This window comes from Vibrio sp. 397 (assembly GCF_033339395.1).
Classification (GTDB): domain Bacteria; phylum Pseudomonadota; class Gammaproteobacteria; order Enterobacterales; family Vibrionaceae; genus Vibrio; species Vibrio alginolyticus.
Genome location: NZ_JAWOUN010000001.1, coordinates 40,077 through 66,497, shown reverse-complemented (window position 1 = coordinate 66,497; position 26,421 = coordinate 40,077). Strand labels below are relative to the sequence as shown.

The window sequence follows — 26,421 nt, the reverse complement described above, 5'->3', positions numbered from 1 at the left end:
CCTTCTTATTAACCAAACATTGCGTTTAACTTTTGATGTAGTGCTTGCTGTGAGGCTTCGTCGTGACCTTCCCTAATATCCCCTGCGTTGTCTTCACGCATGAATGGGAAAATATCGTCATAACCTAGAGCTTTACCTTTGCGTCCAGCCATTGAGTTGTAAGTGGCTGCTGCGATTGTTCCTGCTTGAATCCATGAGTTACTAGGAAGGAAAGGTTTGATTTGGTTTAGAAGGAATAACCTGTAGATTAACGCTAGAGGCTGTTCATTGAATTGTTCGTAGGTTAGCCCCCAATAAAGCATTAATTCTAAACAAAAGACCTCGAAGGGGTCATTACGGAGGTCTTCTAGCCCTTTTTTACTTCTTCACCGCTTGTGAAATTAGATAATTCTTGAACCTTCAAAGCCAAAGGAAGCACAAATGAAATATCAGCTTCTTTCACTACTTCAATATCTTCGTCTTTAAATAGACGCTTTTTATTTTCATCAAGAACACAACGAACGACTAAAGCAGCGAAAAAGCCTTCTTGATTCATTTCACCGTTTTCATCAGCTTCACTTTGAGCAGCCGCAAAAAGATAATCCATTGTGTTCATGCCTTTAACGAAATATTTACCGTAACCTTCTACTTCAAATTCAATAGGTTTATTAGTTAGAAGTTTTAGTAATTCTTTTCGATTCATTATTTCCCCTTGTGACATAAAAAAAGGACTACATTAAGTAGTCCCTAAAATTAATTAACCTAAAGATTAAGCAGACGCTTTATTCTCTTTAGTCACCTTACCGTGAACTACTAGAGACACTGAGTAACGCACTACATCATCAGCAGATGAAGTAATACCGAATTTACTTACCTGACCGTTAAACATGTAATCTGTTTGGCGATCACCTTGAATTAGACGAATATCAAAAGAAGCCGTCTCTTGGTTTTCGTATAGTGTTTCTAGTGCGGTCTGACCTGCATCTTCCGTGTTTGCTAGAAACTCTAGGTCTACCTGTCCAACGTTCTTAACCGTTGTGAATGTGTTTGTGTAACCTTCACCGTACACGGTTACTTCTGACGTACTCGCTGAATCACTTAACTCACCGATACTTGTAATATCACCAACTTCAAGCGTAAAACCTGAAGCTGAAGTAGTACCTGCTGTTAGGTTGTATAAAAGTTTCGTGTCAATACCACGAGTACCACGACCGATACCTGACATTTATTTTTCTCCTTATTTTGTTTTTATTGTGAAGAAAAGAACACCCTCATAGCTTTTATCTAAATTCATTCCTAAAGTGCTATCTGTTAATTGACAGTCAATAATATCTACCCCACCGATATTCCCAGTAAAACCGTCTAGCACTTGAATTAAAGTATCTCTAAGAGAGCGAATAGACATATAACGGGTATCAACCACATTAATTCGTAGGTCATAGTCATAACCTAGAGGTTTGCCGTTATTTCCATATAAAGATTCACCACGAGAAACGGACAAATCAATAACGAAGAAAGGAATGGAAACACCTTCAGGTTTCCGAGTGATGTAACCTTCCATATTATTTAAGTGGGGTTTAAGGAAGTTGATAATTTCTAATTCCACCTTTACCTCTTATTTTTTCTTTCGAGTCTCCTTAGAACCTTTAACCAACGATTAGATAAAGACGATGCGAATATATTTAACGCTTGATCTGCTTTGTCTCTCTGTGACGGTATTAAGAAAGGTTGAGCTTCCATTGCTCCTACTTTACGAAGCCAGAAATCCGTCTCCCCTTTTGTAATTCCATAAGGAGCTTTCTTAACAACCTGCATGAACTCTTGACGACCATATTCAACAGCAGCAGCGTAACGGGATACTGGATACTTGAAGGTAACTATCCTTCGAGCAACAATACCGTCTTTAAGCCACTTCTTACCGTGAGCTGAACGCTCGACCATGTATTTAGGATCGCCTAGATGAACGTCACGCATTTCTACAGACTCATTTGCTAGAACATCAGCGCGTATAGTGGGAGCGCGTACTAGACACTCCCTGTAGATAACTTGATGTGCATCTTTAAGAGCACCTTGGATAACGGTCAGTGAGTGGTTTTTCTTCTTCTTATAAGCCGCACCGACCTCACCAAAGAGCTTAACCATTTCGTCTTCTATGGCTGATAAGTTGGTTTCACCGTTAAATGAGAGGTCAAAGGTAACTAAACCATATTTAGACACTAGGCACTCTCTTAGTGCCCTCATAACGCTTCGCTTGAATACGAAGTTCACGGTCACGATAACCAACGTTACGGATACCTGTTACGTCATACTCATCACCTCGATGGACAATCACCACATCGTGAGGGTTATCTTCAAGTTTCTTTGAGTACGGAACAGTAAACTCAACCGTTTCTACACCTTGAATGCTCGTGCCGCTTGTTGTCTCTGAGACCTCAAGGACTCGCACTGAAGCTAACGGTTTACCTAAGAGAGACCATTCAGCCACCTCACCACCAAAGACGTATGAGGTAGGAACATAAACTTGCAGTCGATGCCTTAGCGCACCTCGTCTCATTTGCTACCCCCTTTAAACCGAATAATGTCTATAAGGATTTAAAAGGTATTGGTGCGTAACAGGTACTTTAGTAACTGTCACACCTTGACCAACCGTAGCGTCTTCACGCATTTCGTATAGAGTTGCAACCAACATCAAGATAGCGTGCTTAACGCTAGGAGGTACTTTGTCAGCACCCCAACCGAAAGTAGCCACTACCTCAATGCTTTGCATTTCGTTCTGACTCACGGAACCCGTATAGATGATCCGATTACGTAGACGATCTAGGAAGAAATCAGTTACAGGAATTGCCCGTAAGTTGTTTTCATTGTCTAAGTAGAGAACATCATAGACTTCCGAAGGGTCAGGAAAGGGTAGCCTTTGTGAGAAGCTAGAAAGCGTAAAGGATACCCATGTTTCCCCTATGAAGCGTTTCATATAGGATTCTGCCGAGGAAATTGCTGCGTCGATTAGGGACTCAATATAGGGACGATCTTCTTCGTCCCATACCCTTAGATGAGCAGCAGCTTGCTCGTAAGTTACAACTCCTTCGTTAATGCGATTAAGAACTGAATAACCCATAATCGCACCTCACGATTACAGAGCTTGCAGAGCGATACGGATAGCGTCTGAGTTACCTACGATTTCACCGAAGCGTTGATCTAGGTAGATTGTACGAGCACCTTTAGTTGTGATGTCGTCAATCAGGAAGTGCTCAGAGCCAGCTAGAGGAACTAGCTTGAACGCAGACTTCAGATCACCGTAGATAACTGGCGTAGCGTTAGAGCCAGAAACAGGTAGCTGATCCACGATCACGATAGGACGACCTAGCAGGATGTAACCTTCACCCCAAGCTGCACCTGACATAGAGAACTTACCGAACTCGATGATCGGGAAGCCTTGCTCAGTGCGTAGCTTCTTCAATTCGCTGAACGTCTTCAGGCTCATGTACCACTTAGCTGAAGATTGGTACTTCTGAGGTAGAGACGCTTGTAGGTCGATGAAGTAGTCTTCGATAGCTTCAGTAGTTGCACCGAAAGCACCATCAACACCTGTCTTGATCACTTGGTAGTAATCAGGGTTACGATCACCGTCTGCTTTTAGAGACTCAGCGAAAGAGTTAGCGCGGTCTACACGGAAGTTAAGAAGACCACGTAGGTTTTGAATACCGTTAGCTTTCTGACCGTCACCGTTTAGAAGCATGTCGATCAGCTTGAATGTCCACTCTTCAGCAATCAGAGCCATCAACTCACCCTCTACGTCGATGTGAGAATCGCGTAGGATTTCGTGAGTCATTACAGGCATTGCGAAGATCTTAGCGAACAGCGCAGACACTTCTACGTAGGTTTGCGTACCAGTGTTTGATACTGGCGTTGTCACACCATCCTGTTCACCTGTTTGCTGAACATCAGGACGGTTCTTCAGCACAAGTTGACGGAAGTCTGTGCTCGATACAGTCTGTGAGCCAATTTCAGATAGGAAGACATCATTCGCTACAGCAAGCTTGATGATCTCCTTAGACATTTCCTCTTCGATGGTGTTAGACGCAGAGGTTAGATCAAGCTGCTTAACGTAGGTCTCTAGGCTTGCTTTAGCAGGAGCAGAGTTTAGGAATTTACGGACAACTTCGCGGCGTTCTGCTTTCTTTTCTGCTTCTAGTTGTTCAGCAGGTTTCGCATCGCGAGCTTTAGCTTCAACGTCTGCCAGAGCGTGAGCAAGTTCAGTCATTACTTGCTTCATTTCAGCAGTGTTGGTGATTTCCTCAATAGATTTAATATCAAATTTCATATAAATTCTGTCCTCTTGTTATAGTTATAAGAATCCCTTAGCGCCCTCCTTAAAGAGCACCAAGTGAGGCTTTCCTTCCTATGGGAAGGGAGGTTTATTTAGTAAAGAAATCGTCTAGGGAATCGCTCTTTTCTTCAGCGTCTTCTTCTGGTTCTTCTTCTTTCTGTTCTTGCTCTTCGTCTTCTTGTTCTTCTTTAGCAATCACATCTGAGTCACGAACCTCATCAACACCTTCAATCGCGTCTAGAGCTTCTTTTAGGGACAAGCCGTGTTTTTCACACAGACTTTCGAGAGTAGTTTTTACTTCTTCTTTAGCTTCAGCTTTACGCTGTGCTTCTTCTTCAGGGGAGACGTAATCAGGCATGTACTTAGCTACGATTGCCATAGCTAATTCTTCACTTGTACCGCAGCTAACTAGGAACGATTTTAGTTCTTCGTCACTTGGTAAACCCTTCTCGTCTAATTTCATCTTCTTCACCTCTTCAATTCGTGCTAATTCATTACAAGGGAAGGTAACTAGAGAAGTTTCACGAAGTTCTAGTTCTTTTAGATAGTTTGTTTTTGTCTTCGAGTCGTATTCTTCATCAATTACCCAATACCCGATGCTAATACCCGAAAGTGCGCCCTGTTTGGCTAGAGCGTAGGCTTCACGACCTAGTTCAGTCTCAAGGTTGATGTGACCTTCACCCTCAAGACCTCGCGAGGTTTCACGAAGATTTTTCCAAATGCCAATAGGTTTTTCTGGATCGTGTTGCCACAGCATGACAAGGTGACGACCACTCTCTTCAATCATCTTGATACTGTGCTTAAACGCACCTTTGAGAGTTATGTCACCTGCATGGTCTTTATTACCGAAGTAATTAAGAACACCAGAAATAACACCTTCGTTACTTAATTCATCAACATCAAACTGAAGAGTCTTTACCTTGCTCTTCTTCAGCACTGGTATTAACTCCTTCTGTTTCTTCTTGTTGTTGTTTTGGTTGTTCTTTAGGAGGGTTCATTAACCTTTCAGCTAACTTCTGTGAGTCTTCTCTAGTACCCCACACGTAGTTGTTCGATTGGATAACGAACAGTTCCTTCTCGTTTGCAGGAGCTAAGTCAAACATTTCACGAGACTCTTCATGACTAATGATGCGGTTCTTGATTAAGATCTCCGCTACTTCAGCTTGAGTACGAATATCACCCCTTACGAACTGCCGAGTGTCGAAGCGAACGACCATGTTAGAAGGCAACAGCTTGTTGTAAGCGTTCTCTAACTTTGTGATGATCGGCATTAAGGTGTTCTTCAAGAAATGAAGGTTATTCTGTTCGACGTTATTCATCGTCTGTGCTGAAGTGTCATTGAGCATATGGACAGGAACACGGAACGCAGCAGCAATCTGTTCACGACTGAACCCAAGCATTTCTAAAAGTTGAGCGTCTTGGTTAGTCATGGTGATGTTTGTGTAAGTCAGACCATGCTCTAACACGGCTACCTTACCTGCGTTGTCCGTACCTCCATAAGCACCGTTCCAACTCGCTTGAAGACGTTCAATAGCCTCATCGTCTAAAGAGTCTTCAGTAGAGAGAACACCGCTTAGGCGTGTACCATTCTCAAAGATTTTCGCCTCGTGGCGTTGTGCTGCTATAGCCGTACCGATTTGTTCAGCCATAAGAGCAATTGGAGAGATACCTTGAAAGCCGTTAAGGGACTGAAGCTTAATGTCCAGCAGCCCTTCCTCGTTGAACGGAGCGTATGAGACCTGTCCATTACCTTTATGATCAACCCATCGAGCAACAGGAAGACCTTCATTGGTCATACTGAGGCTGACTTGATCGAGATAACGCATAGGTAGAAGTTCACTAACACCGTTCAGAGAGTTACGAACAACTTCAAGGAAAGCATGACCTCTCAACATCAAAGCAGTTACTAGATGCTCGTTTAGTTCCTGCGAAGTCATGTACCCGTTAGGGTTTTGGCAAAAGATTCTGTAGTCACGAGTGTTCTGAGAGACCTCTTCAAACACCCCACTCTTTTGCTTGTATAGTTTCATTGGAATCATGCCAATGGACTCACTGAGGATGCGAACGCATGTATAGACATCAGCTTGTCTCATGGCACTTGTATAAGTGACGTTAACTCCTGCATGACGGGAACCATCGTTCCTTAGTTGAGCGTCAATATAGGGGTTAACGGATTTACTTTCTGGTTTAGGCGAACCCTTAAAGAGTCTGCTGAATAAACCCATTCAACCTCCTTAGCCAAGTACAATTAGACCTCTTCCGCTTCTACCTGAGTACGGAGACTTTTTAGGTTTCTCTTGAATCTCAGCCATTGAGAGAGCAATGATCGTAGCAATCACAGGGTCTATCTTTTGTGTGTTGTGATTTTCACGGAACACCTGAATATTCGAACGGTCATCTGTTTTAACCACCGCACAAGACGCAGCCCACTCAAAGGTTTTATCACCGTTGTAGATAAAGGAGCCGTCATAGATGTAACGCTCTAGGAGCTTGGAAGCTTCCGAGAGGTTGGCTTTAGATTGAGTGATAGAGACCATAGGAAGACGCTGCTTTTCTAACTGAGTAGCAATAGCGGTCATATGGTAAGGGTCATAGGCGATTGTCTGGACGTTGAACCTTTTGGACGCTTCAGTTAGAACACTTGCAAGCGTTGTATAATCCATTGATTCAACGTTGAGGATATTCAGATAACCTTCATCATCGAGACGCAAGTAACGCTGTCTCATTTGCTCAGATACCTTATCCATTGCGGAGTGAGGTAAGAAGTTCTCATAGAAGACGTTAAACGTACCGTCATTGTTGACGAACAGATAACAAACGGAGGTCAAGTCAAGGTAATCGGCAAAGTCCACACCGATAATACAATCACGACCTTCAAAGTCCTCTAAACGTGCGTTCTCATCTGCACATTGGTAGAGCTTATCGAGGTTCAGCCATGCTTCAGCGTTGTTTACCCATACGTTCAAACGCTTGGTTAGGAAGTTTGCCCGTTCTGAAGACATACGTTCAGCCTTACGACATAGACGCTCAATATCTTCTTCCTTAACGGAAACACCAAGACAAGGGTTTGCTTTTATCCAGCAATTACGATCATTGAACTTGTCACCATCATCTAGTGTGTAGTTCATGGTGAAGACGTTCTCTTCTAGACCGTAGTTCTCAAGGATGGTCACGCCATCATCAAACAGTTCCTTACCGATACCGTCTAAGATCCAACCTGCCGTACTGATAGAGAACGCCATAGGTTGCTCACGAGCACCCGTTGAGGTCTCCATTACGCCCCAAAGGTTACGGTCTTTCCATGAGTGAAGTTCGTCTGCAATGAAGCAGTGCGTGTTAAGACCATCGAGCGAGTTAGAGTCTGAAGCGAGAGGTACGAACTTAGCAAACTCAGCCTCGAACGCGATAGAGTCACGCTTTACTGTAAGGACTTCCTTCAGTTCAGACATCGAGAGCATCCTGACAGCATCATCAAAGACGATCTTAGCCTGGTCTTTCTTAACAGCGATTGAGTAGATTTCCGCACCTGTCTCACCGTCACCGATGAGGAAGTACAATGCGAGTCCTGAAGCGAGAGTTGACTTACCATTCTTACGGGCTACCCAAATGTTAGCCTGTTTGAAACGTCGAAAGCCGGTATCTTTGTAAACCCACCCAATGATCGAACCTACACAAAATTGCTGCCAAGGCATGAGCTTCATGACAGTACGTGCAAGTTTACCTTTCGTGTGTTTAATGAACTTGTAGAAGTCAATGACTCGTTGAGCCTTTACGGGATCAAAACGATATGGATAGGAAGGGTCATAAAGTGACCGATACATATCTTTGAAGTGACGTTCAGCAGCTTTTCTTACCTGCTTACACGCTTTGATTTTGCCGGATAGAATATCGTCAGCGTATTTGTGGACTTGTTCGTAGGTTTGATCATCATCAGTGAGGTTATGGTTTACCAACTCTTTACGGACACGCTCAATTTGAGCTTTAGTTGGGTTCATAGACCTCCTTATTCTTCTAAATCATCATCCTCATCCGTATAAAGGTCTTCGAAATCCCAACAAGAACATGGCACATCGTCCCAAGCACCACATAGACACTCACAAGAACAGAAAGCAGAGCAGTTACACACCGTTCTCACCTCCTGTTAGCTTGTTGATTTCATCACGATCTAGACGTAATTCGTTGTGTCTTGGATTGAAGTAACCTATCAAGTGCCCCTTGTAGGTGATCGTGAAAATGTCACATAGCGGTAAATGACGAATACCGTCCATTTCTAATGAAGGGAATTGTTCTAGTACCAGTTCTTGAAGAGTCATAACGAGCCTTTATTGTTTACGTTTAAGTTTGTTAAGCATTGCCGCAATCACGAGGCTTGAAGCCCAAATGAAGGTCGATTGAGTCAACCATCCAGTGACAGCGTGTAGATATGGTTTAGCTAGTTCGTTGTTTGGGAAAATGAGGTCTGTGAAAGCCACTAAGAACACAATCCCCGAACCTAGCAAAGTAGCAGCAGCGTTACTCACCGCCATGCGCTTAATGGGAGACGTAAAGAACTCACCCATACGCTTGAACACGAGCACATCAGCGAGACCACCAAATGTGACAGCCAATAGAACGCCAATGAAGATAGGCAAAGGTAGACCTAAAAAGGCTACACAGAGAGCAGCTACACCGAACGAACCACTTAGCATCTGAAGGCTTACCTTCTTGAAATCTCGATTTTCACGTTCAGATTGCGCTTGAGTGAATGATCGAAGCACATCAACCAACGGAACCAGCGTCAAAGCTGATAGAGGCATCCAGATAGGAACACCTGCAACCGTTAGCAAGTGAATAGGTTGAGACGTTAAGGCTTGTGATAAGACGGACGCTGCGATATACAGCACCAATAATGTGTAGTAGTTAATGGGTCTGCCCTCCCTTTTGATTGTTGACTGCCGCTAGGAACTCGCCTAGAGCCGTTTTCTCTTGTTTGTTCTTTTCGTTTACTTGCACTTTTGAACGTGCAGCAGGACTCATACCCAACTCACCAAGCATCTTTAAGATCACCTTGGTTTTGTCGTCTCGAATCTTGAGTTTTGGGTTCACTACGTCCTGCATGAATCCTGTAGCGGTTGGGAGCTTAACCATCACGCCCTCTTCGCGTACCGCTTTGTTCAGTTCAGCCCACTCTCCTAGTTCGTTCGAGAGAAGACCAACAATGACAGCATCAGCTTTAGTGATAATGTCCATGTCAATTCCATAACCAACGATCTCTTGGAAGTAGACCAAAGCTTCTTCATTTAGAAATCGTGGGGTTTCTGGAGCTTCAATAGCTAGTTGTGGACGGTCTTCTTCACTTCCATGTACGGAAGGTCTATACGTCCCGTTAGCTTTCAATTCATGTATAGGTTTCGAGGGTCTACCCATTTATTACCTCCTTTTTTGCTTAGAGAGTCTTTGACGGGCATTGGTAAGTTTCTGCAAACACTTCATGCTTAGTCCTTGAAGTCGTGTTTCTGCTTCATCAGAAATCATCATTAGCTTTCTATCTAGGTCTCCCTCAATATCCTTTACGGTACGTTGACGGTAAAAACCTGACTGCACCTTGTGGTATGTATCCTCAATGACTTCCCCTTCTAAAACAGCCTCAATACACCCAAACACAAACTCTTCAATCAAGACATCACGAGCACTTTTAGGTGGAGTAGATCCCCAATAATGCTCAACGAAACTACACTGTAGTTTGAAAACACTTGCTGTCTGTAGTTTGGTCAACCCAATACGGCGACCTAACCAAACGTAGTAAGGTTTTCGATGTAATAAAAACATTAACTATCTCCTAAATGCTTGATTTGGTTGATTGAAAATTTGACGAAAAGTAAACGACGTTTTGTGTAAAAATCACTCCGAGCCGCAATCGTCATGCACGATCACTACCCTCCACCCTCCCCCCTGCCACCCCTTACGGGACAAGGCTTGCAACAAGTTGATTAATTCTGAGGGAGCACCACCACACCCACCCACCGGAGCCAGCGAGGTTCATAATTTTTTATATAAATGAGCAAGGTGTGAGCGCGTTGGGGTCTGTCTAATGGGGAGGGAGGTTTGTTTATTCTTGGTTTGCTTTGCTTACTTGCTGGACAATCGTTCTCATCACTTCTCTTTCTGTCTCACTGTCTGGACAGCGAACGCCCGTGAACAACTCAGTGATAGAGACGCGCCCGTTTTCGTAGCGGAGAAGGTAGAAGGTTTCTTTATATTCCACCGTTGCACCGTCTAATAGCTCTACATTGAGCACCATATAAAAGCCCTCCATATCTTTTTTAAAAAAATTATTGAGACAAAATTATCTCATACCTGTTGACAGGATCATTGAGACGAATTAATCTCATACCCATCAAAACGAAACAGCAAGATTGAGACGAAAAAATCTCATAAAACTGTTGACAGATAACTATGAGACGATTTAATCTCATAACCATCAAAAACACACACACAAAGGAAATACACATGAAAACTTCAGAAATCATCAAGGCACTAGAAAAAGCATCTAAAGCAATGAACGAGCAAACTATCTGTATTCGTTTCTATGGCATTGCTGACGGTTGGGATCTATGGCTAGATGCTCAAGAAATCGTTGAGACCTACAGCAAAGACCTTGCAGAATGGATTTCTGAAGCACTACAAAACGAAGCAGGTCTAGACGTTCTAGAAGCAGACGAAGAAGCAGCGCACATCCTTAACCGTGATTGGTGCGTAGTGGACGACGAAGGCGGTCTAGTTGGTTGCTTCACTTCTTACGGTAGCGGTTGGGGTTTCATGGATTGGAACGGCTACGAAGAGGCACTAGAAGCTGATCTAGATGAAGACCTAGTGATTGCAGCCCTTGGTTATGGTATCGAGGTCTCAGAGATCTCTGATAAGTATTACGGCGAGTTTACCGTGTCTATCTGCCAATTCATGAACGATGCAGAATCTACAGCGTTCGCGGAGCTGTACGCGGAGGAAACAGGCTTACTTTCTGAGATGCCTGAAAACCTAAAGCAATACTTTGATTATGAGCGTTACGGGCGTGACCTAGCGATGGACTTTACATTCATCGACTCAGGACGTATTGAGAACTGTGAGCGCGTTTATTATGCTTTTCACAACTAATTAAATCTAGGGAGGCGCAAAGCCTCCTTTTATAAGCACTTTTGAGGTTAAACATATGAAATTGAACAGCGCACAACTAAAACGACTTGTAAAGGCTCTTTATGACGATGAAACAGTACAAAACGCCCTCTTTGCGGTGTTCTTGGAGTCTGTACCAGTCTACAAAGCGGAGCAGCTTTTTAACCAGAAACACAACACGCTGAAGTCCAAAATTAACAAGGTTAAGAAGAACTCCCAGCTAGTAGAAATCGTAATGGATATAAAATGATCAGTTAGACGAAATCGTCTCATAAAAGTATTGACGATCTCATTGAGATAAATTAATCTCATACCCATCAAAAACATACACACAAAGGAAATCAAAATGGTTCTACTATCAATAGACTCATTAACTGAATTAGCTATCTTCCGTGACCTTGAAGTCAAAGCACCAAAAGGACAAGCAATTAAAAAGCTTATCGAACTAATCAAGGCAAGCTAAGGAGTACGGAAGATGAAACACATAGTTAAATCTAAGTTCAACGAAGAAGCTATCCAGTTCATTGAGGATATGATTAATAAGTTTGGTCTTGATTGCATTACCCGTAACGGATTACCAGTAGACAACGAAAGAACATTAAACAAGGTAAACAACAGCAGATATTTAACGGTCAATTACGATAACTGCTACACCAATGAGCTTTTCGTTAACCTTGGCTTTCAAGGTGATTACAAAGTTCACCTGAAGAGACCTCACGACCTCCTAGAGCCATACAACAGTTAATTAAAGGCGTCCTTAAAGGGCGCTTTTTTAGATCGATCACAATGAGAAAATACTTAATACTCCCCAAACACCTTTTATGATAATGTGCGCATATCTCGTTTATAAGGTAGATCGCATAATGGAAAGCAGTAAAAGAACCGAACTAGAACCGCGCTTAATGAAGCGTGATTTCCTATGCCCTCATTGTGGGGTTCTCGCTCAACAGGTATGGGTAAATAATGATAACTTTGTAGATTTTGTTGACATCATGAGCCACCAAATGGCTGAAGCATTCAGACCGAACGTAAGAGGTAGCTATCAAGCAATAGACACTTTTGTTAACTTTTATATGGAGAACTGTGCAGAAGAAATAGATCGGTTCTTTCCTAAAAAAGTCTCCATATCCAATTGTTTAAGCTGCAAAGAACCTAGTTTATGGGTAAACAGTGTCTGCGTGTACCCCCGAACACATAGCGTAGAGGAACCTAACAAAGATCTACCCGAACACATCATGGAAATCTACATAGAGGCTGCTTCAATACTCCACGAGTCTCCTAAAGGAGCAGCCGCATTATTGAGGCTCGCTCTTCAAGAATTACTACACCATTTGGGACACGAAGGTAAAATAAACAACTCAATAGCTACATTAGTTAAAGAAGGTCTAAATTCGGATGTACAAATAGCATTAGACACTCTACGAGTCGTAGGGAATAACTGCGTGCATCCTGGTCAAATTGTGTTTGACGATAACAAGGAAGACGCAAAGAAGCTGTTCAGTCTTCTCAATTACATCACTGATGAGTTAGTAACGAGACCGAAAGAAAGAGAGCGCCTCTTTCAAGACCTAGTACCGGACACAACTAAAGAGCACATTCAGCAAAGAGACAGGTCTAAACCTACAAGTTAAAAACATGAGATCGTTTCTTCTCGCATTTCCTCCAAGATAGCCCACTATGAGACGATTTCATCTGTAGAAACAGTGCCTTAGAGTTATTAAAGTATCAACTCAAGGGGACAAAAGGCGGTCATTAGGGTAACTCTAAGACAAGTCCAAGCCATCCTATTGACCGCCCTTTCACTATCAAGTCAGTTGGTGAACCTCGCCACGCTACCGCCTTGATGCACAAAGGGAATTTATAGACAAGTAAAACATTATCCTTTTTTCTCAAGGGGTCACGGTAGCGTGAAACCTAAAGAGACATAAATTGAACTTTTTCCGCCCCTCTCAGAGCCACAGATTTTCATTCGAACTATAATTTTTAGTTCTACGTTTTCGAGTCCGAATGGTCTTCGTAACGTGGCATGAACGGCAAAGCGTTCTGAGATTCGTGATGTCTAATCGACGGGAAAAGTCGTCTTTGATTTCAACGATATGGTCAATGTCGTGACCTGCTCGGACAAACCCATTAGCTTTACACTCTTCACATAACGGGTCTTTCTTGAGTTTATATTCTCGAAGTTCTTTCCACTTGCGAGACTTATAGAAGGATGTGTATTTGTCTTCGTATCGCTGTGCTGATCGCCTTGCACGCTTCTTAGCGTTCTCTTTGCGTCTAGTCTCAGCTTGCTGTTGGCATCTAGGACAGTAACGTGACGAGGTAACATTCTTGCATCCTGCCGATGCACATACCTTACGCATTACTTTTCGAAAGTCTGTAGGAAAAGCCCCCCATCAAAATTGAAAGGTTATTCTACAGCTTCCTCTTCAGTTGGGGTCTCAGTAGTGGTTTTAGTCTTACGACTGTTCGCTACTTTCTTCTTGACCTCTTTCTTAGGCTTATCACCTACTGGCTCTAGGTCTCGCTTGTAGGTCTCGTAGTGTTCCTCCGATACCTCAAAGACCTTGCCTTGTTTGTTCTTGACTTGCATTTAGTTCTTCCTCCTTAGTGGTTAGTAGTTGTAGTTGATTACTCCTTTGAAAACACCTTGTTCTCGATCTTGTCTACCTTCAGTTCTAGCTCGCCTTGTCCATCCTCTAGGAGACGGATACGAACCTCTTGATCACCCTGAAGTGTGACTACCTTATCTACCTTTTGGCTAATCTCTTGACGTTCCTTCGTTGCTAAGTCCATACGGTCTTTCATGATCTCAGTGAACGAGTACGTAGACATCATCCAAGTGGCTACAGGGACGATAACAATAGGAAGAAGGTCTCTTAATGTGATGTTCATGAGTACCCTCCTTGTTTGTTCGTAAAGGAAAGGACGTAAAGAAACATCTAATAATCTTTACGTCCTCTCTAATACGAAGGGAGGTTATTATTTATTCAGTATTTAGTGTAAACCTTAGCCTTCACACTCTCTGCTAAACGCTTCACATCAGGATGTTCCACAGCATCAACTCTCTGTACTCGACCTAGAAAGTGCATCATGTTAAACCAACGTTCGTGAATATCGTGCAAAGTCTGAAGGTACTCTAAACTGATACCTTCTCCTTCACCTGTCCGATCTCGTTCATGGATACGTTCAAGACATAATCGCGGAGGTGCAGATAGGTAAAGGTAGAACTCAGGAGCAGGTACACGTAGAACATGTCCAGCTAGAGCATCAATAATATCTGGACGGTTAGCAGCTAGGCTAAACAACTCAGTAGCAAAGACCGAACGCTCGACCACGTAGTATTTATTTGGGTCTAACGAGTTGATACGTTCTGCCATGAAATTAGCTACATATAATTGAAGCTTGGCTACATTTTCAGGAGTAGGATTTTCATAACGTTCCTTTAGTAACGATTGGAAGCCTTCATCGAACTCGATACCTTCCTCCACCGCCTCCCAACCTAATTCATCAGCGAGACGATGGAGTAAAGTTGACTTACCTACACCAACGTTACCTTCAAGGGTAATATATGGCATTAACGGTTCTTCATTTCTTCTTCAGTTAGGTAAACAATTTCAGTACGCTCAGTTGGGTACACGACAGGACAGTCGATCTTAGTACCTTCTGCACCTAGTAGACCTACACTGTATGAACGCCAATACATATCTTTGTAATCGACCTTGTACAGCTTGTCTTCATGCTTAAAGACCAACGTATTGAACGCTTTACCGTCCTTTACGTTCTCTTCATCAGAAATAATCTTGAAACCGTCTAGCTTGCGATTAACGATTAGTTTTACCAAAGTGTGGACTTTAAAAATCATTATTCTTCACCTCGTGTGTTGTAAGGGTCTTTCATTGCGTCTTCCATCAGAAAAAGCGCATCAGATAGCTTCTTGATTGCTTCTTGAACTTTTGGATTGAAATGAGATAGGACGCAGTGCTTTAGGTTTGAATTTGCTGTTTGAGAGTGAGTGATTGCGTGATTCAGTAACGCTTCTTGCTCACCGTTCCAAACCAAGTATTTCTTAGACACGTTCACCTGCCTTGATCTTGACGACTGTCTTAACGTGTTCAGCTAGTGCTTCAAGGTCTACGTAGCCGCTTGAGTCAACGACCGTCACCTGACCTGCCCACTCGCCCATGTAGCCCCAATCTCGATGTGCTTTCTCAACACGCTTTAGGTAGTCCAAAGGTAAGGACTGTTCACACTCGCGTTGACGTTTAGCAATGCGCTCTAGACAAATCTCAGCAGGACAATCTAGGAAAAGGTAGTGAGTTGGTTGCTCAACGTGCTTGAAGTCTTGAAGAGTCCAAGTGGCTGTGTCTGTGTGGTTTTCTGCGAGACAAAATAGAACTGCACCTTGAAGGCTTCGTTCCATAATGTAGTTCTTGGTTGGATCAAGATTCTTAATGATATTGGCTCGGTAATTGGCTAGATAAACCTGTAAGGCGTTAAAATCCTCTTTTGAGCCTGATTCATAGAAAGCTGCTAAACAGTCTTGGAAACCTTTGTCTGTCTCAATGCCTTCATGAATCACTTCATAACCTAGCAAAGCCGCTAGAGGTTCTAGGACAGTAGACTTACCTGCCCCGATGTTACCTTCAATAGCGATATACAATTTAATCTCCTTTTAAAACATTCGTTTCACCTTACGTGCTGCTTGACGATCACGACGTTTTCTTTTGTTGACCTTGCGGTCTTCTTTTTCAAAATCATCAAAACGATCACGCTTACGTAGGCGAGAAGGACGCATTACTTACCCTCTTCTTTCTTCTTGTTGGTTTTCTTTTCTTTGTTCTTTGTGACCTGTTCAGTAACGCTGATCAGCTTGTTAGCGATCTCTTGAACTTCAGCCGCTTTGTCTGTCTTTTCGGTCACTTTCTTACGTGTTTCTTCAATCTGCTTCTCTAGCTTCGAAACCTTCTCTTCACTTTTAAGAGCCTTGTTTAGTTCACTAGCTGCCTCGTTGACCAAGGCGCGAACGACAAATTGAAGTAATGTTTTTAAGATGAACGACATTTTCATTTTCCTTCTCTCTCCATCATTAACTGCTTCACGTAACACGCTGCATCTAGTAGTTCTTCGTATAGGTCTTGCAGAGCGTCACGCCCGTTATGGCTTGTTAGAGGTGTGCCGTATGTCTTGACACCTTTAGCTAGTCGATCCGTGAGGTCTTTCATGACTTCAGGAACTACAGTTTGTGAATTAACTTGAGCTTTAGGTTCTGGTTGTTCTGGTAGCTTCTCGCTCACTTCTACTTCTCCTTTTTGGTAATGTTGAATAATCTTCTCAGCGTCTTTGAGAGACACCTTCTCGACCACTTCATGACTACGCCACTCACCGTTGTAAATAGAGCGAGGCGTACCCTCATCATCGAGAAAGTAAGGAACATGTTTATGGTGTGTTCTGGACTCAGGACGGAACAGGACGTAACGCTTACCCACTGTTACGCCTTGAGGTTTACCCCACCAACCACGTAGAACGTAGCTACCTAAACATTCAATATTTAAACTCATGGTTTAGCCTCAAAACCGATAGCATCAGGCTTACAGACACCGCCAGAGGTGCGGATACCTGAAGCACTCGGATAGTAAGTGTGTGTATCAAAATCGAACTTATTAGTTACTTGACGAACGAACTTAGGGTTAGAGCAGTCGAGCTTCCCTTCGATGAAGTGTTTACACTCAAAGCAACTCTTACCGTTCGCTGTTAGAAAGCGTTTTAAGGTGTCCACAGCTTCACCTCTTTGTTTTTGAAGTCGTAGTCACTCGCTCTACAGATACGAGCTACACGCGCTTGTTGAAGTGCCGCTTGTTCGTTCAGACCTGCTTTGTGGAAACAAGAAACTACCGTGTCCCATAGAGAGGGACTTTCGACCTTACGCCAGCGTTGCTCCGTCATGCCCTTACGAGCACCAGATTTGAAGGTATGCTCATAGGATTCGAACATTAGGCGGTCTTTAAGTAACTGGCTTGCTGTGTCCATACCGATTGAAGGACAACCTGCATAACCATCTGTAGTGTCTCCTGCCAGTGTTTGGCATAGGTGGAAGTGATCAGCATCTTCGATAGGATTGAACCAAGGCTCGAAGTCCTTAGCAGGGTTATAAATCCATGCAGGAAGGGTCTTCATATCCTTATCTTCGCTTATAATGATCTTTCGATGGTCTGGATAGAACTTGTCCCACGTGGCAAGGATTCCCATCACATCATCTGCTTCTAGAGAAGGTCGAATGTACGTCTCGTAATGATCACTTAAACGCTGTTTTAGTTCTTGGAGACCTACTGGCTTACGAACACCTTTACGGTTCTCTTTGTAGGTAGGTAGAACATCCTTACGCCAGTTGTGATCATCCGTAAGGCACATAATGACCACATCAAGCTTTAGCTCTTTACGTAACTCTTCAATACGGTTAACCACTGAGTCGAAAGCTTGTGTAAGGTTGGTCATAAGACCGATGTACTCATTGCCGTTCTGAAGGAATACCTCTTCCATTGCCGTAGCGTTCGCTTGGAACGCGAAAATATCTAGGTCGAATAGACCAAGCTTTTTAATCTTACTCATCCACTCCCCTTAAAAGTCCTCATCGTGTTCTGTTCGTTTCATCACGACCTCTATTTCGTCGTAAGGAACGTTGAAGCGAGGATGAGAAGAACGGGCGCGCATGAACACGTTGGTTGGATTACAGAGAGCGATTCGTAGCGAGTATTGGTTACGGCTCACTGGATAAGTCTTAGCGATTTCGTCCCATTCATTAGGGTTCACTTCAACACGAGTGATTTTGCGGTTTTCTGGATCTGAGTTGTTCGTTTCAACGATACGTTTGATGTAATCAAGACAGTTTTCTTTGATGAATTTCATAGCGTTAAATACTCAAAACCTCCCCGAAGGGAGGCTATCTGGTTAAAGTGTAAGGGTTAGCTCGTAGTCACAGCGTTTACGCACTTGGGTATCTAGGTGATGCCAGTACGCAAAGCCCTCGTGCGTGTCACTCCACGAAAGAGCAAAGGACAATAGAGCCACGGTAGGAACAAACGACACGTAGCACTCAGCAAGCCCAAACAGGCGTTTAGCCTTACGAGCACCAAACGTGTTAGCTAGGTTCTTAAACAAAGGGAGCTTTCGCATCTCCTTGTTAGTGCAGCGCAGCATTAAGAGCCTCCTTGATGATCGCCTCTTGAATGGCTTCAAGACGGGCAACCGAAGACTTCATAAGCATGGATTTATCTTCACTGCTAACAACAGGTACAGGTACGAACTCGATACCTGCCTCTAGTAGAGCCTCAACCAGTTCAACACTATGTGCCATACGTTCTTGTTTAGTCTTTTCCATTACGAATACCTTTACGAATCAATAGTTTATAAATGAAGAATAGAATCACAGCGATCACACCATATAGAGCAACCCCAAAGAGGACGGTTACTGTGTTTATTAGGAAAACAAATAGGAAGGTGAAGAACGCTAGGAGTAGGAATGAGCGTAGAAACTTCATGAGAATTAGATGTAGTTGTCAGGGTTTAGACCTAGTGCTTTACCGATCTCACGTAGAACGCTTAGTTCAGCTTCATCAATCTCACCGTCTGCGTCTGCAATCTCGATAGCGATAATGAATGCTTCTTCTTTCTGAGCTTCGTCACTGTCAACGTCACGGATCTCTTTCATTAGCTTCATCTTGGCTAGACGCGCACCTGCTTCATACATAGCAGCGTACTTGTCGATGGTCTTACCGATCTCTGAACCAAAGTGAGCTAGGTTGTCGTTCGCAGCGATAATGTTGTCTAGTTTCTCTAGTTCTGCCGTAGAGCAATCACCATCAGCATGAGCAACCAAGACCGCACCTGCTACGATAGCTTCCATCAGATCACGGTTTTCTACTTTGTGAAGTGTTACTTGTGCTGCTTTTGCTTTCTTCTTGAATAGACCGAACATTATTTAATACCTCTCTATTTGTTTTTAATTTGAATTAGGTTGAAGTGACTTCTTAATCTGAGAAGCCACCTGAAGATGAAGAATCTGAAGATGAATAGTCCGAAGACGATGAGCAGAAAGAAGAAGAGGAAGAACTACGAATAGAACTTCCTCCACTAAAACTTTCACCATCTAAATGACTCATTTCATGTTGCCGATAAAGAGTCTCGAAACTTCTGTTATTTGACTCTCTACGCTTTCGTTCTTTTTTTCTTTTTTTATTTCGTCCGAAAAGACCAAACATATTTAATTAACCTTTAGTGTGTTTCTTTCCACGATTTACCAATATCGAAATCAGCATCAAGACGACAAACAAAATTAAATTCCCTCTCAACGTTGGTCATTGCCACTTGGCATAATTGACCAATACGTTCAGCTATTTCTTTTGTTCTACACGCTATTTGGACTTCATCGTGAACCCATGCGCAATACATAAAGTCACCGTCAATACCGTGTTTAAATCCTTCAGCAATTGCTAATTTCTCAATTTCAACAATCCAAGCTTTACAAACTAAAGCACCTGCACCTTGTAATAAGGTATTTAAACTTGCGTGAGCAGAGCGTGTATAAATACGACGACCATCAATGCCTTCGATATAACCTTGCTCTTTATGAAGTTCTTTACATTCATCAATTAGGTTCTTTAATGCAGGAAGACCTTTCATGAAGTTCTTCTGTACTTCTTCACCTTTCAGAATGTTGCAGATCTTTTCTCTAGTCCAAGGCTTACCTTGACGCTTGAATCTGTTAATAATCGGCTTGTGAGCACCTTTAGCTTTCCAGTTGAGATATTCTTCTTCAGTCCATCCAACCTGCTGACCTGTTAATTCAGCACCACAGCCATATAGGAAGGCGTAGATAAATGTTTTTGCTTTTCGACGCGCTTCTTCATGGATCGGATTGTGTGGATCTCTAATAGTGCCTTTAGGTATAAAACCTGCTGCTTGTGCGTTCGACCAGTGAATGTCACCGTTAAGAACAACGTCGATATACTTACCGTCGTCATAACGAGCCATAAAGTTAGCCAAACAACGTAGCTCCAAGCCTGAAGCATCCGAACCCAATAAGTACCAACCATCAGGAACAGTGAACAATTCACGGCACTCAGCACCATATTCAGCACTACATGAAGGAACTTGAGCCACGTTAGGAAAGCTGTGTGTTGCTCGTCCTGTCACAGCACCGTTAGGGTTAACTGAGCCACGAATGAACCCATCAGGATGCACCGTGTTTAACCAGGCTTGATTACCATCGGCAAGCTGACCTAAACGCTTCTGAACGAGGAACCATTCAGCCATTAGGCGAGCTTCGGGGAAGTCCAACTCTTTTAGAATCGACTCATCAACCTTAGCTTCACCGCTTGGTGTGAACTCTTGGGGAGTCCAGCCACGGTCAGTAAGAACTTTAATGATGTGTCTACGAGAGGACGGATTGAAATCAACCCACTTTACCTTTGTGAAGGGAGCACCTTGAACACGTGAAGGCTTCGTTGGGTCTTTATAGTTGATGGTACGAGCCGGAACGCTTACACCATCAGATACCCACCAACCTCCAAAGGTCTCAATGAGCTTGTTGTATAGGTACTCTCTACGCCCTGCTAGACGACCTAAGAGCTTGATTGCTTTCTCTTCATCAAACTTGAATCCGTTACGCTCTTGTTGAGCTAGAACCCAAGCCGCTTCGTGTTCGAGAAGCATTGAACGCGCATAACCTAATTGGTGTATCTTGCGCTCTAATCGACGGAACAACTCAACGTTAACTCGAACGTCTTGCATACAGTAATCGCCCATCATTGGCGTGAAGATACTGCCTTTCCATCGAGGGTCTTTCTTAGCGTCTTTAGGTTTGACCGTAGGGTCATAGACAGGTTGAGCAGGGTCTATAACAGGAGCGTATTCCATCTTCTGTTGTCCACCTAAGCGGATACCCCATGCCTCTAGAGAGTGAGAACCAAATAATTTACCTAGCGTGTATTTGCCAGAATTACGTTGGTCAATGTCTTTTATATTTGAAAATACGAGACGGCTTGCAACTAAAGTATCGAAAGATTTATCTTTAGGAAGTTCATAACCAGTTAATTTATTAATTACTGGATGGTCATATTTAATAATATTATGACCTAAAGTTAGGCTGGCTTTATTTAAACGATCAAGACCATCTTTAATTGTGCCTTGAGTCATCATCACTAAAGAATCAGCATATAAAGCCTCTTCTAAAGTATCTACGTTAATAATTGCAATACAGTGAAGTTTAGTTACTTCTTCAATTAATCCGTCCGTCTCAATGTCATAACAAAGTCTTTCATTCATTAGAAATCTTCTGATTGAGAGTTTTGGTAAGTTTCACCTACTTCTGAAGCAATACCGTTTGTTGGGTCATATTTAATACGGGTAACTTTACCTACCCCTTTACCAAACTTTCTTCGCTTTAATTGGCGTATTGTTGTAATGCTTCGAATATTAATATCGTCTGCTTGTTGGTCTCGCTCAAAGCCATACATTGCGTGTGACCAGAAACCAATAGCTCGTGAACCTTTGAAGTGTTTAATACTTACTCGCTGACCTTCTTCGTGTGATTTACCTTCAGGGGTCGATAAGTGAGAGACTAAATGGAATAGAACATTATGACGTTTCGCAAAGGTTGCAATATCAGCCATAATATCTTCTAGTTCTTTCTTCTCGTCTTTTTCTCCACCTGTAGCTAATGCAGTTAGATGGTCAATGTAGAAGATTCGATAACCTTTACCGATTAGATAAAGAATCTTTACTTTAACCTTCTGCCAATCACAAAGACCGAAGTTGTCATAGATAAAGCATCGACCAGAGTATTTCTTATATGCTTTTCTTTGTGCCTCTAAATCTAATTGATCTGGATGCCCTGCTTCGTAATAGAGACGCTTATCAGCCTTACCTCCAAGATATTGAAGGATTTCTGTAGGGTCATTCTCCATAAAGAACAAACCTACCTTTTGGTGTAAGTGTCGAATATCGAAGTCAGCTTGAGCACATAAGAAGTCAGTCTTACCTACCCCTGTACCTGCACCTATAGTGTGGATCTCTCCGAAATGACGACCGTTACTAGAAACGTTCATTCCGTTGTAAATCCAAGGTAAGCCTTTAGGTAAGGGTTTAAGAGCAGCCTCAACGAGATCTTCAACTGGCAATAGACCATCAGGACGATGTTCTTGAGCGTTCCAGATAGCGTTAACTAACTCTTCTGTGCGTCCAGCTAAAAGCATTTCGTTGGGGTCTTTGAGGGGTAGACTCATTATCTTCACGTTATGGTCAATGAGCAGTTCAGCAGCCTCTATAGCTCCTTCACGCCCCACTTCGTCCATATCGAAACAGATAATGATCTCTTCAAAGTTACCTAGATAATCTAGGTTCTTCATAATGGTTTTCTTAACGGAATTGATACCATTAGGAAGGGAAACCACAGGATACTTGTTAGATTGCACCTGTGAGACGGTCAGCATATCAATCTCACCTTCAGTGATAATTAACTTGCGACCTCCTGAAAACAAATGAGAACCTATCAACTCACCTGTCAGCTTGCCCTTAACGAGAAACTTCTTGTCCTCGGTACGGATCTTCTGAGCTACTAATTCACGAGTGAAAGGATCACGAACATCAACGTATTGAACCCACTCACCACCACTCATACGACCAATCTTGTAGCCGTACTTCTTGCAGGTATCCTCGCGGATTCCTCGCTTAGTTAGAGCGCGTACCTCACCGTCTAGAGGTTTAAATTCCTTACGTTGGTTCGTTGCAGGTTCTTTAGGTTTACTTTGCTTGTTTGATTTCTTGTTTTGCTCATCGGTTGGAGGCTCGTAATACTTACAGCCGTTCGTAAAGCAATGAGCGTGACCATCATCATAACGAGCTAAGTTATCTTTTGAGCCACATTCAGGACATGGCTCTTTACGTAAGAAATTGCTTTCTTGAGCCATTGAGGGATACCTTTAAGGTTCTTTCGTATTGAAAAGCTTGATGTCGTAACCTAGTTCGTCTTCATCCTTCGTGATGTACTTGGTTGCAGACATAACCACGACTTTGTTGTCATTAAACTCAGGGTATGCCTTCTGCATAGCGTCTAGCAGAGGCTTCCAAATGTTGTCTAAATCAGAGAGGCGGTTACGGAAAGTAGCATCAACGTGGATTGCGATAGGTTTTGTGAAGTCAACTTGGAGTGTTTCAACAGGCGGGAGAAGCCTACAGACTTGAGCACTCCATTTGCGGTATTTAGCACTGTCCACCTTACGCCCTAAGTGCATTTCGTTAGTGGACAGTGGCTTAATACGAACGCTAAAGCGGTCTACCAATTAAAAGTCACCGTAATCTTCATCGTCGTCTTGAGCTTCAGGACGACCACCGAAGCTTGGAGCTGCACCTTCCCCATCTTCTACTGCATAACCTTCACCTGCACCGAATGTTGGTGCGTTACCACCACCTTCATAGATCTTGGCTTCTTTGATCTGAATGTGTGTAGGCTGTAAGGCAATGAATGATTTGTTGCGGTACTCAGACACGTAGAACGCAAAGTTCAAGTTAAGGACTGTACCTGCTGTTAGGTTTGGAACTTCAGTTATAGGGTTCATTTTCATATCCCAAACTTTGAAAGGATATTCACCTTCCGCAAACTGACGAACCTTAAAACTGAACTCAACAGAACCGTCATCTAAACGCTTGTATGGACGTTTGTTCGAAGGTTTTGCACCAAGTTCACGTGACTGCTCTTCAAGTGTTGATTCAATAGCAGTAACAAGCTTTTCAGCTAGTTCACCGCTCAACTCAGTGTTGAATTTAAACGTTGGTTTGTCTGGATCGTAAGTGTCAGGTCTGCTGATATTTACGTAACCTGTAAGCGTGATACCTGCTAGTTCTTTCTTTGCATAAACAATCTTAAATGCCATTAAGTAGCTACTCCTTTTGGTTGTTATTGTTTTCCCCTTCTTTGCGAGGGTTCGAGAAGTGAACAACACCGTGTTCGTCAACGAAATAACGTGTTCTCATTTAAAAATTCCTTGTAAGTCAATCTAATAGGAAGGGACTAACTCACACGGTCTTCTAGCTCGATCACTGCTTCCGTTAGATCGGTGATAGCGTCCTCTAGGAGAGGTGGAATATCGTCTGGTAGGTGACATAGGAAAGTGTCAAAGGCATCTGAAAGAGCAGCGATAGGTTCACGGACAGACTCAAGATCGCGTTGCTGTGCTTGTAGACCTAGCTCGACCATTGCACTGATAGCTTCAACGTTGATGTTCCCCATGAGGGTTCGAATAGCCCAATCCATAGCGCATAAGTCAGAAATAAACTTGTGATCAATGGCAAACAGAGGTGATCGCGCTACTTCTCGCTGTGACATACCCATACGGACAAAGAACAAAGCGTTAAACGCCACGTTTTGCTTATGGATACCTTCTTTTCCCGTTAAGTGACGGAAAGCTGTGATGTGTTTGTAGATGGTACTAAGTGGACGACCTAGCACTTTAGCAATTTGATGAGCTTCCATACCCTCTCCCATTAGTTTCAAGACCTTCAATGCGCGGTCATACTTGGGGAGCTTGGATGGATCTTTATCTGGAAACATAGAACCTCCTTTGTTTGTACCTGATAGGAAGGGATGCAAAAAAAGACCGCCCCGAAGGACGGTCATAATGTTCACATATGAGAATCAATAACGATGGTGAACTATTTGATAACATTAATTGCAGCTAGGGCTTTTGTTTGCTCCTCCGAAGACATGGAGAAGAACATAGCAGCCCACTGTTCAATATCCACTTTAGGAGTTGCTGTGTGTTTCACTACATTTAACTCTTCTTGACGACATAGAGAGCTGATCAGGTTATCAACGTCATCTGCTACATCGTCTTCGAAGTCGTAGTCGTCTGTAAGTTCAATCACATCATCATCCCAAGGGGTGCCGATCTGAGCCACATGGTCAAAATCGGCAGGTTGATCTTCTTGTTCTTCGTTAGGGGTGTCCAAATTAGCCATTTGGCTAGAATGGACAGGTTGACCACCTAGTTCATCTTCAGGGGTGCCGATCTGAGCCACATGGTCAAAATCGGCAGCCTTAGTCTCTTCGTAAGCAGCGATTACTCTTTGTACTGTGTCACGAGAGCATTCAACCTTCTTGGAGATCTCTACCTGTGAGAGACCTTCTTCGTATAGCTTTTGGATCTCGTAGTCACGCTCTAAGTCGAACTCAGCGTTAGTATCTACGATTGCACGTGAGAGTTTACGTGGGGAGCATTTTAGGAGAGCACGAAGTTTATTTTTGTCCCATGCGAAGCGAGACTTCTTGTAGTCATCTGCACGTGACGACTCTTTCACTGCACGAATGATAAGCTTCAGATCATCAACAGTAGCAGCCTTACCATGACGAGTGTTTACGTCGATTGCCTCAAAGAGCGCACCTTCGAAGTCCTCTACTTCTACTACATCAACCTCAATCTCTTCTGCACCTGCTTCTTTAGCACCAAGGATTCGATGAGTACCGTCCTTAACGTAATACTTAACGTTACCTTCTTCGTCTACTACACGAGATAGAACAGGACGCTCTTGGAATTTACCGTCTGTTTCCCAAACTGAAGCTAGATCCGCTACGTGTGTTGCGTCTGTGTAGGTACGGAATTGAAGAGCACGTTCGAAAGTAATATCCGCAATAGCAACAGTCATAGTAGTTTTAGTCATTTCGTTCACCTTAACGTTAATCTTTAAGAAATCTCTAAGGAGGAATCGCCATCACTCCTGTAGGAAGGGAGGAATTTGAAACAGGCGATTTAGGTGATTGCCTCTGCGAAATGACGTAAGGCGCACGTGTAGTTACATGCTTAGTGGGAAGGAGGTCACAACCAGAGGCAACTACTGACAATTTTATTAACTTAGTTCCTATGTGTGAACTAAATACGAACGCGTACTAATTGATGTTTATTAATGCGTTA

42 protein-coding genes are annotated in these 26,421 nt (G+C 43.0%); 4 read left to right on the top strand and 38 right to left on the bottom strand.

The features are described 5' to 3' along the window. Nucleotides 1-8 precede the first annotated feature (8 nt). From R7P36_RS00355 to R7P36_RS00280, 16 genes are all read right to left on the bottom strand, one after another. A complete protein-coding gene (locus tag R7P36_RS00355) occupies nt 9-302 on the bottom strand; it encodes a hypothetical protein (RefSeq protein WP_005490199.1) in 294 nt (97 codons plus the stop codon). 44 nt (nt 303-346) lie between these two features. Next, nucleotides 347-682: a hypothetical protein gene (locus R7P36_RS00350; protein WP_318121970.1), complete on the bottom strand. Its 336-nt coding sequence runs from the start codon at nt 680-682 to the stop codon at nt 347-349. A gap of 66 nt (nt 683-748) precedes the next feature. Beyond that, complete coding sequence (locus R7P36_RS00345) at nt 749-1,204, bottom strand: hypothetical protein (RefSeq protein WP_005490045.1); 456 nt, start codon at nt 1,202-1,204, stop codon at nt 749-751. Between the two features lie 12 nt (nt 1,205-1,216). Then, nucleotides 1,217-1,585 (bottom strand): hypothetical protein, encoded by a 369-nt coding sequence (locus R7P36_RS00340; RefSeq protein ID WP_229617673.1) that lies wholly within the window; start codon nt 1,583-1,585, stop codon nt 1,217-1,219. Between the two features lie 2 nt (nt 1,586-1,587). Continuing rightward, a complete protein-coding gene (locus R7P36_RS00335; protein WP_065870680.1) occupies nt 1,588-2,196 on the bottom strand; it encodes a hypothetical protein in 609 nt (202 codons plus the stop codon). Continuing rightward, nucleotides 2,189-2,533 (bottom strand): head-tail adaptor protein, encoded by a 345-nt coding sequence (locus tag R7P36_RS00330; RefSeq protein WP_029848884.1) that lies wholly within the window; start codon nt 2,531-2,533, stop codon nt 2,189-2,191. Before R7P36_RS00330 ends, R7P36_RS00335 begins: the two co-directional genes overlap by 8 nt. A gap of 12 nt (nt 2,534-2,545) precedes the next feature. Then, on the bottom strand, nt 2,546-3,094 hold the full coding sequence (locus R7P36_RS00325) for a head-tail connector protein (RefSeq protein ID WP_065870681.1): 549 nt from the start codon (nt 3,092-3,094) through the stop codon (nt 2,546-2,548). A gap of 15 nt (nt 3,095-3,109) precedes the next feature. Then, entirely contained in the window at nt 3,110-4,300 is a 1,191-nt protein-coding gene (locus R7P36_RS00320) for a phage major capsid protein (protein WP_140272809.1), read from the bottom strand. 94 nt (nt 4,301-4,394) lie between these two features. Then, complete coding sequence (locus tag R7P36_RS00315) at nt 4,395-5,243, bottom strand: HK97 family phage prohead protease (RefSeq protein WP_005490062.1); 849 nt, start codon at nt 5,241-5,243, stop codon at nt 4,395-4,397. Continuing rightward, a complete protein-coding gene (locus R7P36_RS00310) occupies nt 5,206-6,531 on the bottom strand; it encodes a phage portal protein (protein WP_042763796.1) in 1,326 nt (441 codons plus the stop codon). The genes R7P36_RS00315 and R7P36_RS00310 overlap by 38 nt, the downstream gene beginning before the upstream one ends. Before the next feature lie 9 nt (nt 6,532-6,540). Next, the gene (locus R7P36_RS00305; RefSeq protein WP_023667246.1) at nt 6,541-8,301 is read right to left on the bottom strand and encodes a terminase large subunit; all 1,761 of its coding nucleotides are present in this window, start codon (nt 8,299-8,301) and stop codon (nt 6,541-6,543) included. A 123-nt stretch (nt 8,302-8,424) separates the two neighbouring features. Then, on the bottom strand, nt 8,425-8,619 hold the full coding sequence (locus tag R7P36_RS00300) for a hypothetical protein (protein ID WP_029860027.1): 195 nt from the start codon (nt 8,617-8,619) through the stop codon (nt 8,425-8,427). 9 nt (nt 8,620-8,628) lie between these two features. Continuing rightward, a complete protein-coding gene (locus R7P36_RS00295) occupies nt 8,629-9,189 on the bottom strand; it encodes a hypothetical protein (RefSeq protein WP_257968131.1) in 561 nt (186 codons plus the stop codon). A 16-nt stretch (nt 9,190-9,205) separates the two neighbouring features. After that, nucleotides 9,206-9,712 carry a phage terminase small subunit P27 family gene (locus R7P36_RS00290; protein ID WP_244190827.1) on the bottom strand — a complete coding sequence of 169 codons (507 nt, stop codon included), beginning with the start codon at nt 9,710-9,712 and terminating at the stop codon, nt 9,206-9,208. 3 nt (nt 9,713-9,715) lie between these two features. Further along, the gene (locus tag R7P36_RS00285) at nt 9,716-10,114 is read right to left on the bottom strand and encodes a hypothetical protein (protein WP_318121965.1); all 399 of its coding nucleotides are present in this window, start codon (nt 10,112-10,114) and stop codon (nt 9,716-9,718) included. 280 nt (nt 10,115-10,394) lie between these two features. After that, entirely contained in the window at nt 10,395-10,586 is a 192-nt protein-coding gene (locus tag R7P36_RS00280) for a hypothetical protein (RefSeq protein WP_005490181.1), read from the bottom strand. 209 nt (nt 10,587-10,795) lie between these two features. Here R7P36_RS00280 and R7P36_RS00275 point away from each other — a divergent pair, with 209 nt between their 5' ends. The 4 genes from R7P36_RS00275 (at nt 10,796) to R7P36_RS00260 (ending at nt 13,089) form a co-directional block, all read left to right on the top strand. Then, nucleotides 10,796-11,440: an antirestriction protein ArdA gene (locus tag R7P36_RS00275; protein ID WP_005490147.1), complete on the top strand. Its 645-nt coding sequence runs from the start codon at nt 10,796-10,798 to the stop codon at nt 11,438-11,440. A 55-nt stretch (nt 11,441-11,495) separates the two neighbouring features. Further along, on the top strand, nt 11,496-11,708 hold the full coding sequence (locus R7P36_RS00270) for a hypothetical protein (RefSeq protein ID WP_318121963.1): 213 nt from the start codon (nt 11,496-11,498) through the stop codon (nt 11,706-11,708). A gap of 225 nt (nt 11,709-11,933) precedes the next feature. After that, complete coding sequence (locus R7P36_RS00265) at nt 11,934-12,203, top strand: hypothetical protein (protein ID WP_005490178.1); 270 nt, start codon at nt 11,934-11,936, stop codon at nt 12,201-12,203. Between the two features lie 118 nt (nt 12,204-12,321). Beyond that, entirely contained in the window at nt 12,322-13,089 is a 768-nt protein-coding gene (locus R7P36_RS00260; RefSeq protein ID WP_318121961.1) for a DUF4145 domain-containing protein, read from the top strand. Between the two features lie 318 nt (nt 13,090-13,407). Here the strand turns inward: R7P36_RS00260 and R7P36_RS24780 are convergent, their stop codons facing one another. From R7P36_RS24780 to R7P36_RS00155, 22 genes are all read right to left on the bottom strand, one after another. Further along, nucleotides 13,408-13,821 carry an HNH endonuclease signature motif containing protein gene (locus tag R7P36_RS24780; protein WP_031792180.1) on the bottom strand — a complete coding sequence of 138 codons (414 nt, stop codon included), beginning with the start codon at nt 13,819-13,821 and terminating at the stop codon, nt 13,408-13,410. A gap of 47 nt (nt 13,822-13,868) precedes the next feature. After that, nucleotides 13,869-14,051 (bottom strand): hypothetical protein, encoded by a 183-nt coding sequence (locus R7P36_RS00255; RefSeq protein WP_005490042.1) that lies wholly within the window; start codon nt 14,049-14,051, stop codon nt 13,869-13,871. Between the two features lie 38 nt (nt 14,052-14,089). Continuing rightward, on the bottom strand, nt 14,090-14,353 hold the full coding sequence (locus R7P36_RS00250) for a hypothetical protein (protein WP_005490248.1): 264 nt from the start codon (nt 14,351-14,353) through the stop codon (nt 14,090-14,092). A gap of 95 nt (nt 14,354-14,448) precedes the next feature. Continuing rightward, nucleotides 14,449-15,036, bottom strand: coding sequence for a deoxynucleoside kinase (locus tag R7P36_RS00245; protein ID WP_005490196.1), 588 nt, complete (start codon nt 15,034-15,036; stop codon nt 14,449-14,451). Then, nucleotides 15,036-15,323 (bottom strand): hypothetical protein, encoded by a 288-nt coding sequence (locus R7P36_RS00240; RefSeq protein WP_318121959.1) that lies wholly within the window; start codon nt 15,321-15,323, stop codon nt 15,036-15,038. The genes R7P36_RS00245 and R7P36_RS00240 overlap by 1 nt, the downstream gene beginning before the upstream one ends. Continuing rightward, entirely contained in the window at nt 15,323-15,535 is a 213-nt protein-coding gene (locus R7P36_RS00235; RefSeq protein WP_005490064.1) for a hypothetical protein, read from the bottom strand. The genes R7P36_RS00240 and R7P36_RS00235 overlap by 1 nt, the downstream gene beginning before the upstream one ends. Continuing rightward, on the bottom strand, nt 15,528-16,121 hold the full coding sequence (locus R7P36_RS00230; protein WP_005490089.1) for a deoxynucleoside kinase: 594 nt from the start codon (nt 16,119-16,121) through the stop codon (nt 15,528-15,530). Before R7P36_RS00230 ends, R7P36_RS00235 begins: the two co-directional genes overlap by 8 nt. Nucleotides 16,122-16,133: 12 nt before the next feature. Continuing rightward, nucleotides 16,134-16,256, bottom strand: a complete 123-nt coding sequence (locus tag R7P36_RS00225; RefSeq protein WP_005490097.1) for a hypothetical protein — start codon at nt 16,254-16,256, stop codon at nt 16,134-16,136. Next, nucleotides 16,256-16,522 carry a hypothetical protein gene (locus R7P36_RS00220; RefSeq protein ID WP_005490091.1) on the bottom strand — a complete coding sequence of 89 codons (267 nt, stop codon included), beginning with the start codon at nt 16,520-16,522 and terminating at the stop codon, nt 16,256-16,258. Before R7P36_RS00220 ends, R7P36_RS00225 begins: the two co-directional genes overlap by 1 nt. A 2-nt stretch (nt 16,523-16,524) precedes the next feature. Beyond that, complete coding sequence (locus tag R7P36_RS00215) at nt 16,525-17,019, bottom strand: hypothetical protein (RefSeq protein WP_005490030.1); 495 nt, start codon at nt 17,017-17,019, stop codon at nt 16,525-16,527. After that, nucleotides 17,016-17,237, bottom strand: a complete 222-nt coding sequence (locus R7P36_RS00210; RefSeq protein ID WP_258663632.1) for a hypothetical protein — start codon at nt 17,235-17,237, stop codon at nt 17,016-17,018. Before R7P36_RS00210 ends, R7P36_RS00215 begins: the two co-directional genes overlap by 4 nt. Beyond that, entirely contained in the window at nt 17,225-18,067 is an 843-nt protein-coding gene (locus R7P36_RS00205) for an exonuclease (RefSeq protein ID WP_318121955.1), read from the bottom strand. The genes R7P36_RS00210 and R7P36_RS00205 overlap by 13 nt, the downstream gene beginning before the upstream one ends. A gap of 9 nt (nt 18,068-18,076) precedes the next feature. Further along, on the bottom strand, nt 18,077-18,364 hold the full coding sequence (locus R7P36_RS00200) for a hypothetical protein (RefSeq protein WP_023667239.1): 288 nt from the start codon (nt 18,362-18,364) through the stop codon (nt 18,077-18,079). Nucleotides 18,365-18,406: 42 nt separating this feature from the next. Further along, a complete protein-coding gene (locus R7P36_RS00195; protein WP_005490177.1) occupies nt 18,407-18,655 on the bottom strand; it encodes a hypothetical protein in 249 nt (82 codons plus the stop codon). After that, nucleotides 18,639-18,836 (bottom strand): DUF1382 family protein, encoded by a 198-nt coding sequence (locus R7P36_RS00190; RefSeq protein ID WP_005490208.1) that lies wholly within the window; start codon nt 18,834-18,836, stop codon nt 18,639-18,641. Before R7P36_RS00190 ends, R7P36_RS00195 begins: the two co-directional genes overlap by 17 nt. Before the next feature lie 165 nt (nt 18,837-19,001). After that, nucleotides 19,002-19,433 carry a tellurite resistance TerB family protein gene (locus R7P36_RS00185; protein ID WP_005490066.1) on the bottom strand — a complete coding sequence of 144 codons (432 nt, stop codon included), beginning with the start codon at nt 19,431-19,433 and terminating at the stop codon, nt 19,002-19,004. A gap of 296 nt (nt 19,434-19,729) precedes the next feature. Further along, nucleotides 19,730-21,781, bottom strand: coding sequence for a DNA polymerase (locus tag R7P36_RS00180; protein ID WP_318121953.1), 2,052 nt, complete (start codon nt 21,779-21,781; stop codon nt 19,730-19,732). Further along, nucleotides 21,781-23,424 (bottom strand): toprim domain-containing protein, encoded by a 1,644-nt coding sequence (locus R7P36_RS00175; protein ID WP_023667234.1) that lies wholly within the window; start codon nt 23,422-23,424, stop codon nt 21,781-21,783. The genes R7P36_RS00180 and R7P36_RS00175 overlap by 1 nt, the downstream gene beginning before the upstream one ends. A gap of 12 nt (nt 23,425-23,436) precedes the next feature. Beyond that, nucleotides 23,437-23,796 carry a RusA family crossover junction endodeoxyribonuclease gene (locus tag R7P36_RS00170; protein WP_175422832.1) on the bottom strand — a complete coding sequence of 120 codons (360 nt, stop codon included), beginning with the start codon at nt 23,794-23,796 and terminating at the stop codon, nt 23,437-23,439. Next, on the bottom strand, nt 23,797-24,387 hold the full coding sequence (locus tag R7P36_RS00165) for a single-stranded DNA-binding protein (protein ID WP_097371860.1): 591 nt from the start codon (nt 24,385-24,387) through the stop codon (nt 23,797-23,799). It abuts the gene before it with no gap. Nucleotides 24,388-24,524: 137 nt separating this feature from the next. Further along, nucleotides 24,525-25,064, bottom strand: coding sequence for a resolvase (locus tag R7P36_RS00160; protein WP_029853615.1), 540 nt, complete (start codon nt 25,062-25,064; stop codon nt 24,525-24,527). Nucleotides 25,065-25,165: 101 nt separating this feature from the next. Continuing rightward, nucleotides 25,166-26,170 (bottom strand): helix-turn-helix domain-containing protein, encoded by a 1,005-nt coding sequence (locus tag R7P36_RS00155; RefSeq protein WP_318121950.1) that lies wholly within the window; start codon nt 26,168-26,170, stop codon nt 25,166-25,168. Nucleotides 26,171-26,421 lie beyond the last annotated feature (251 nt).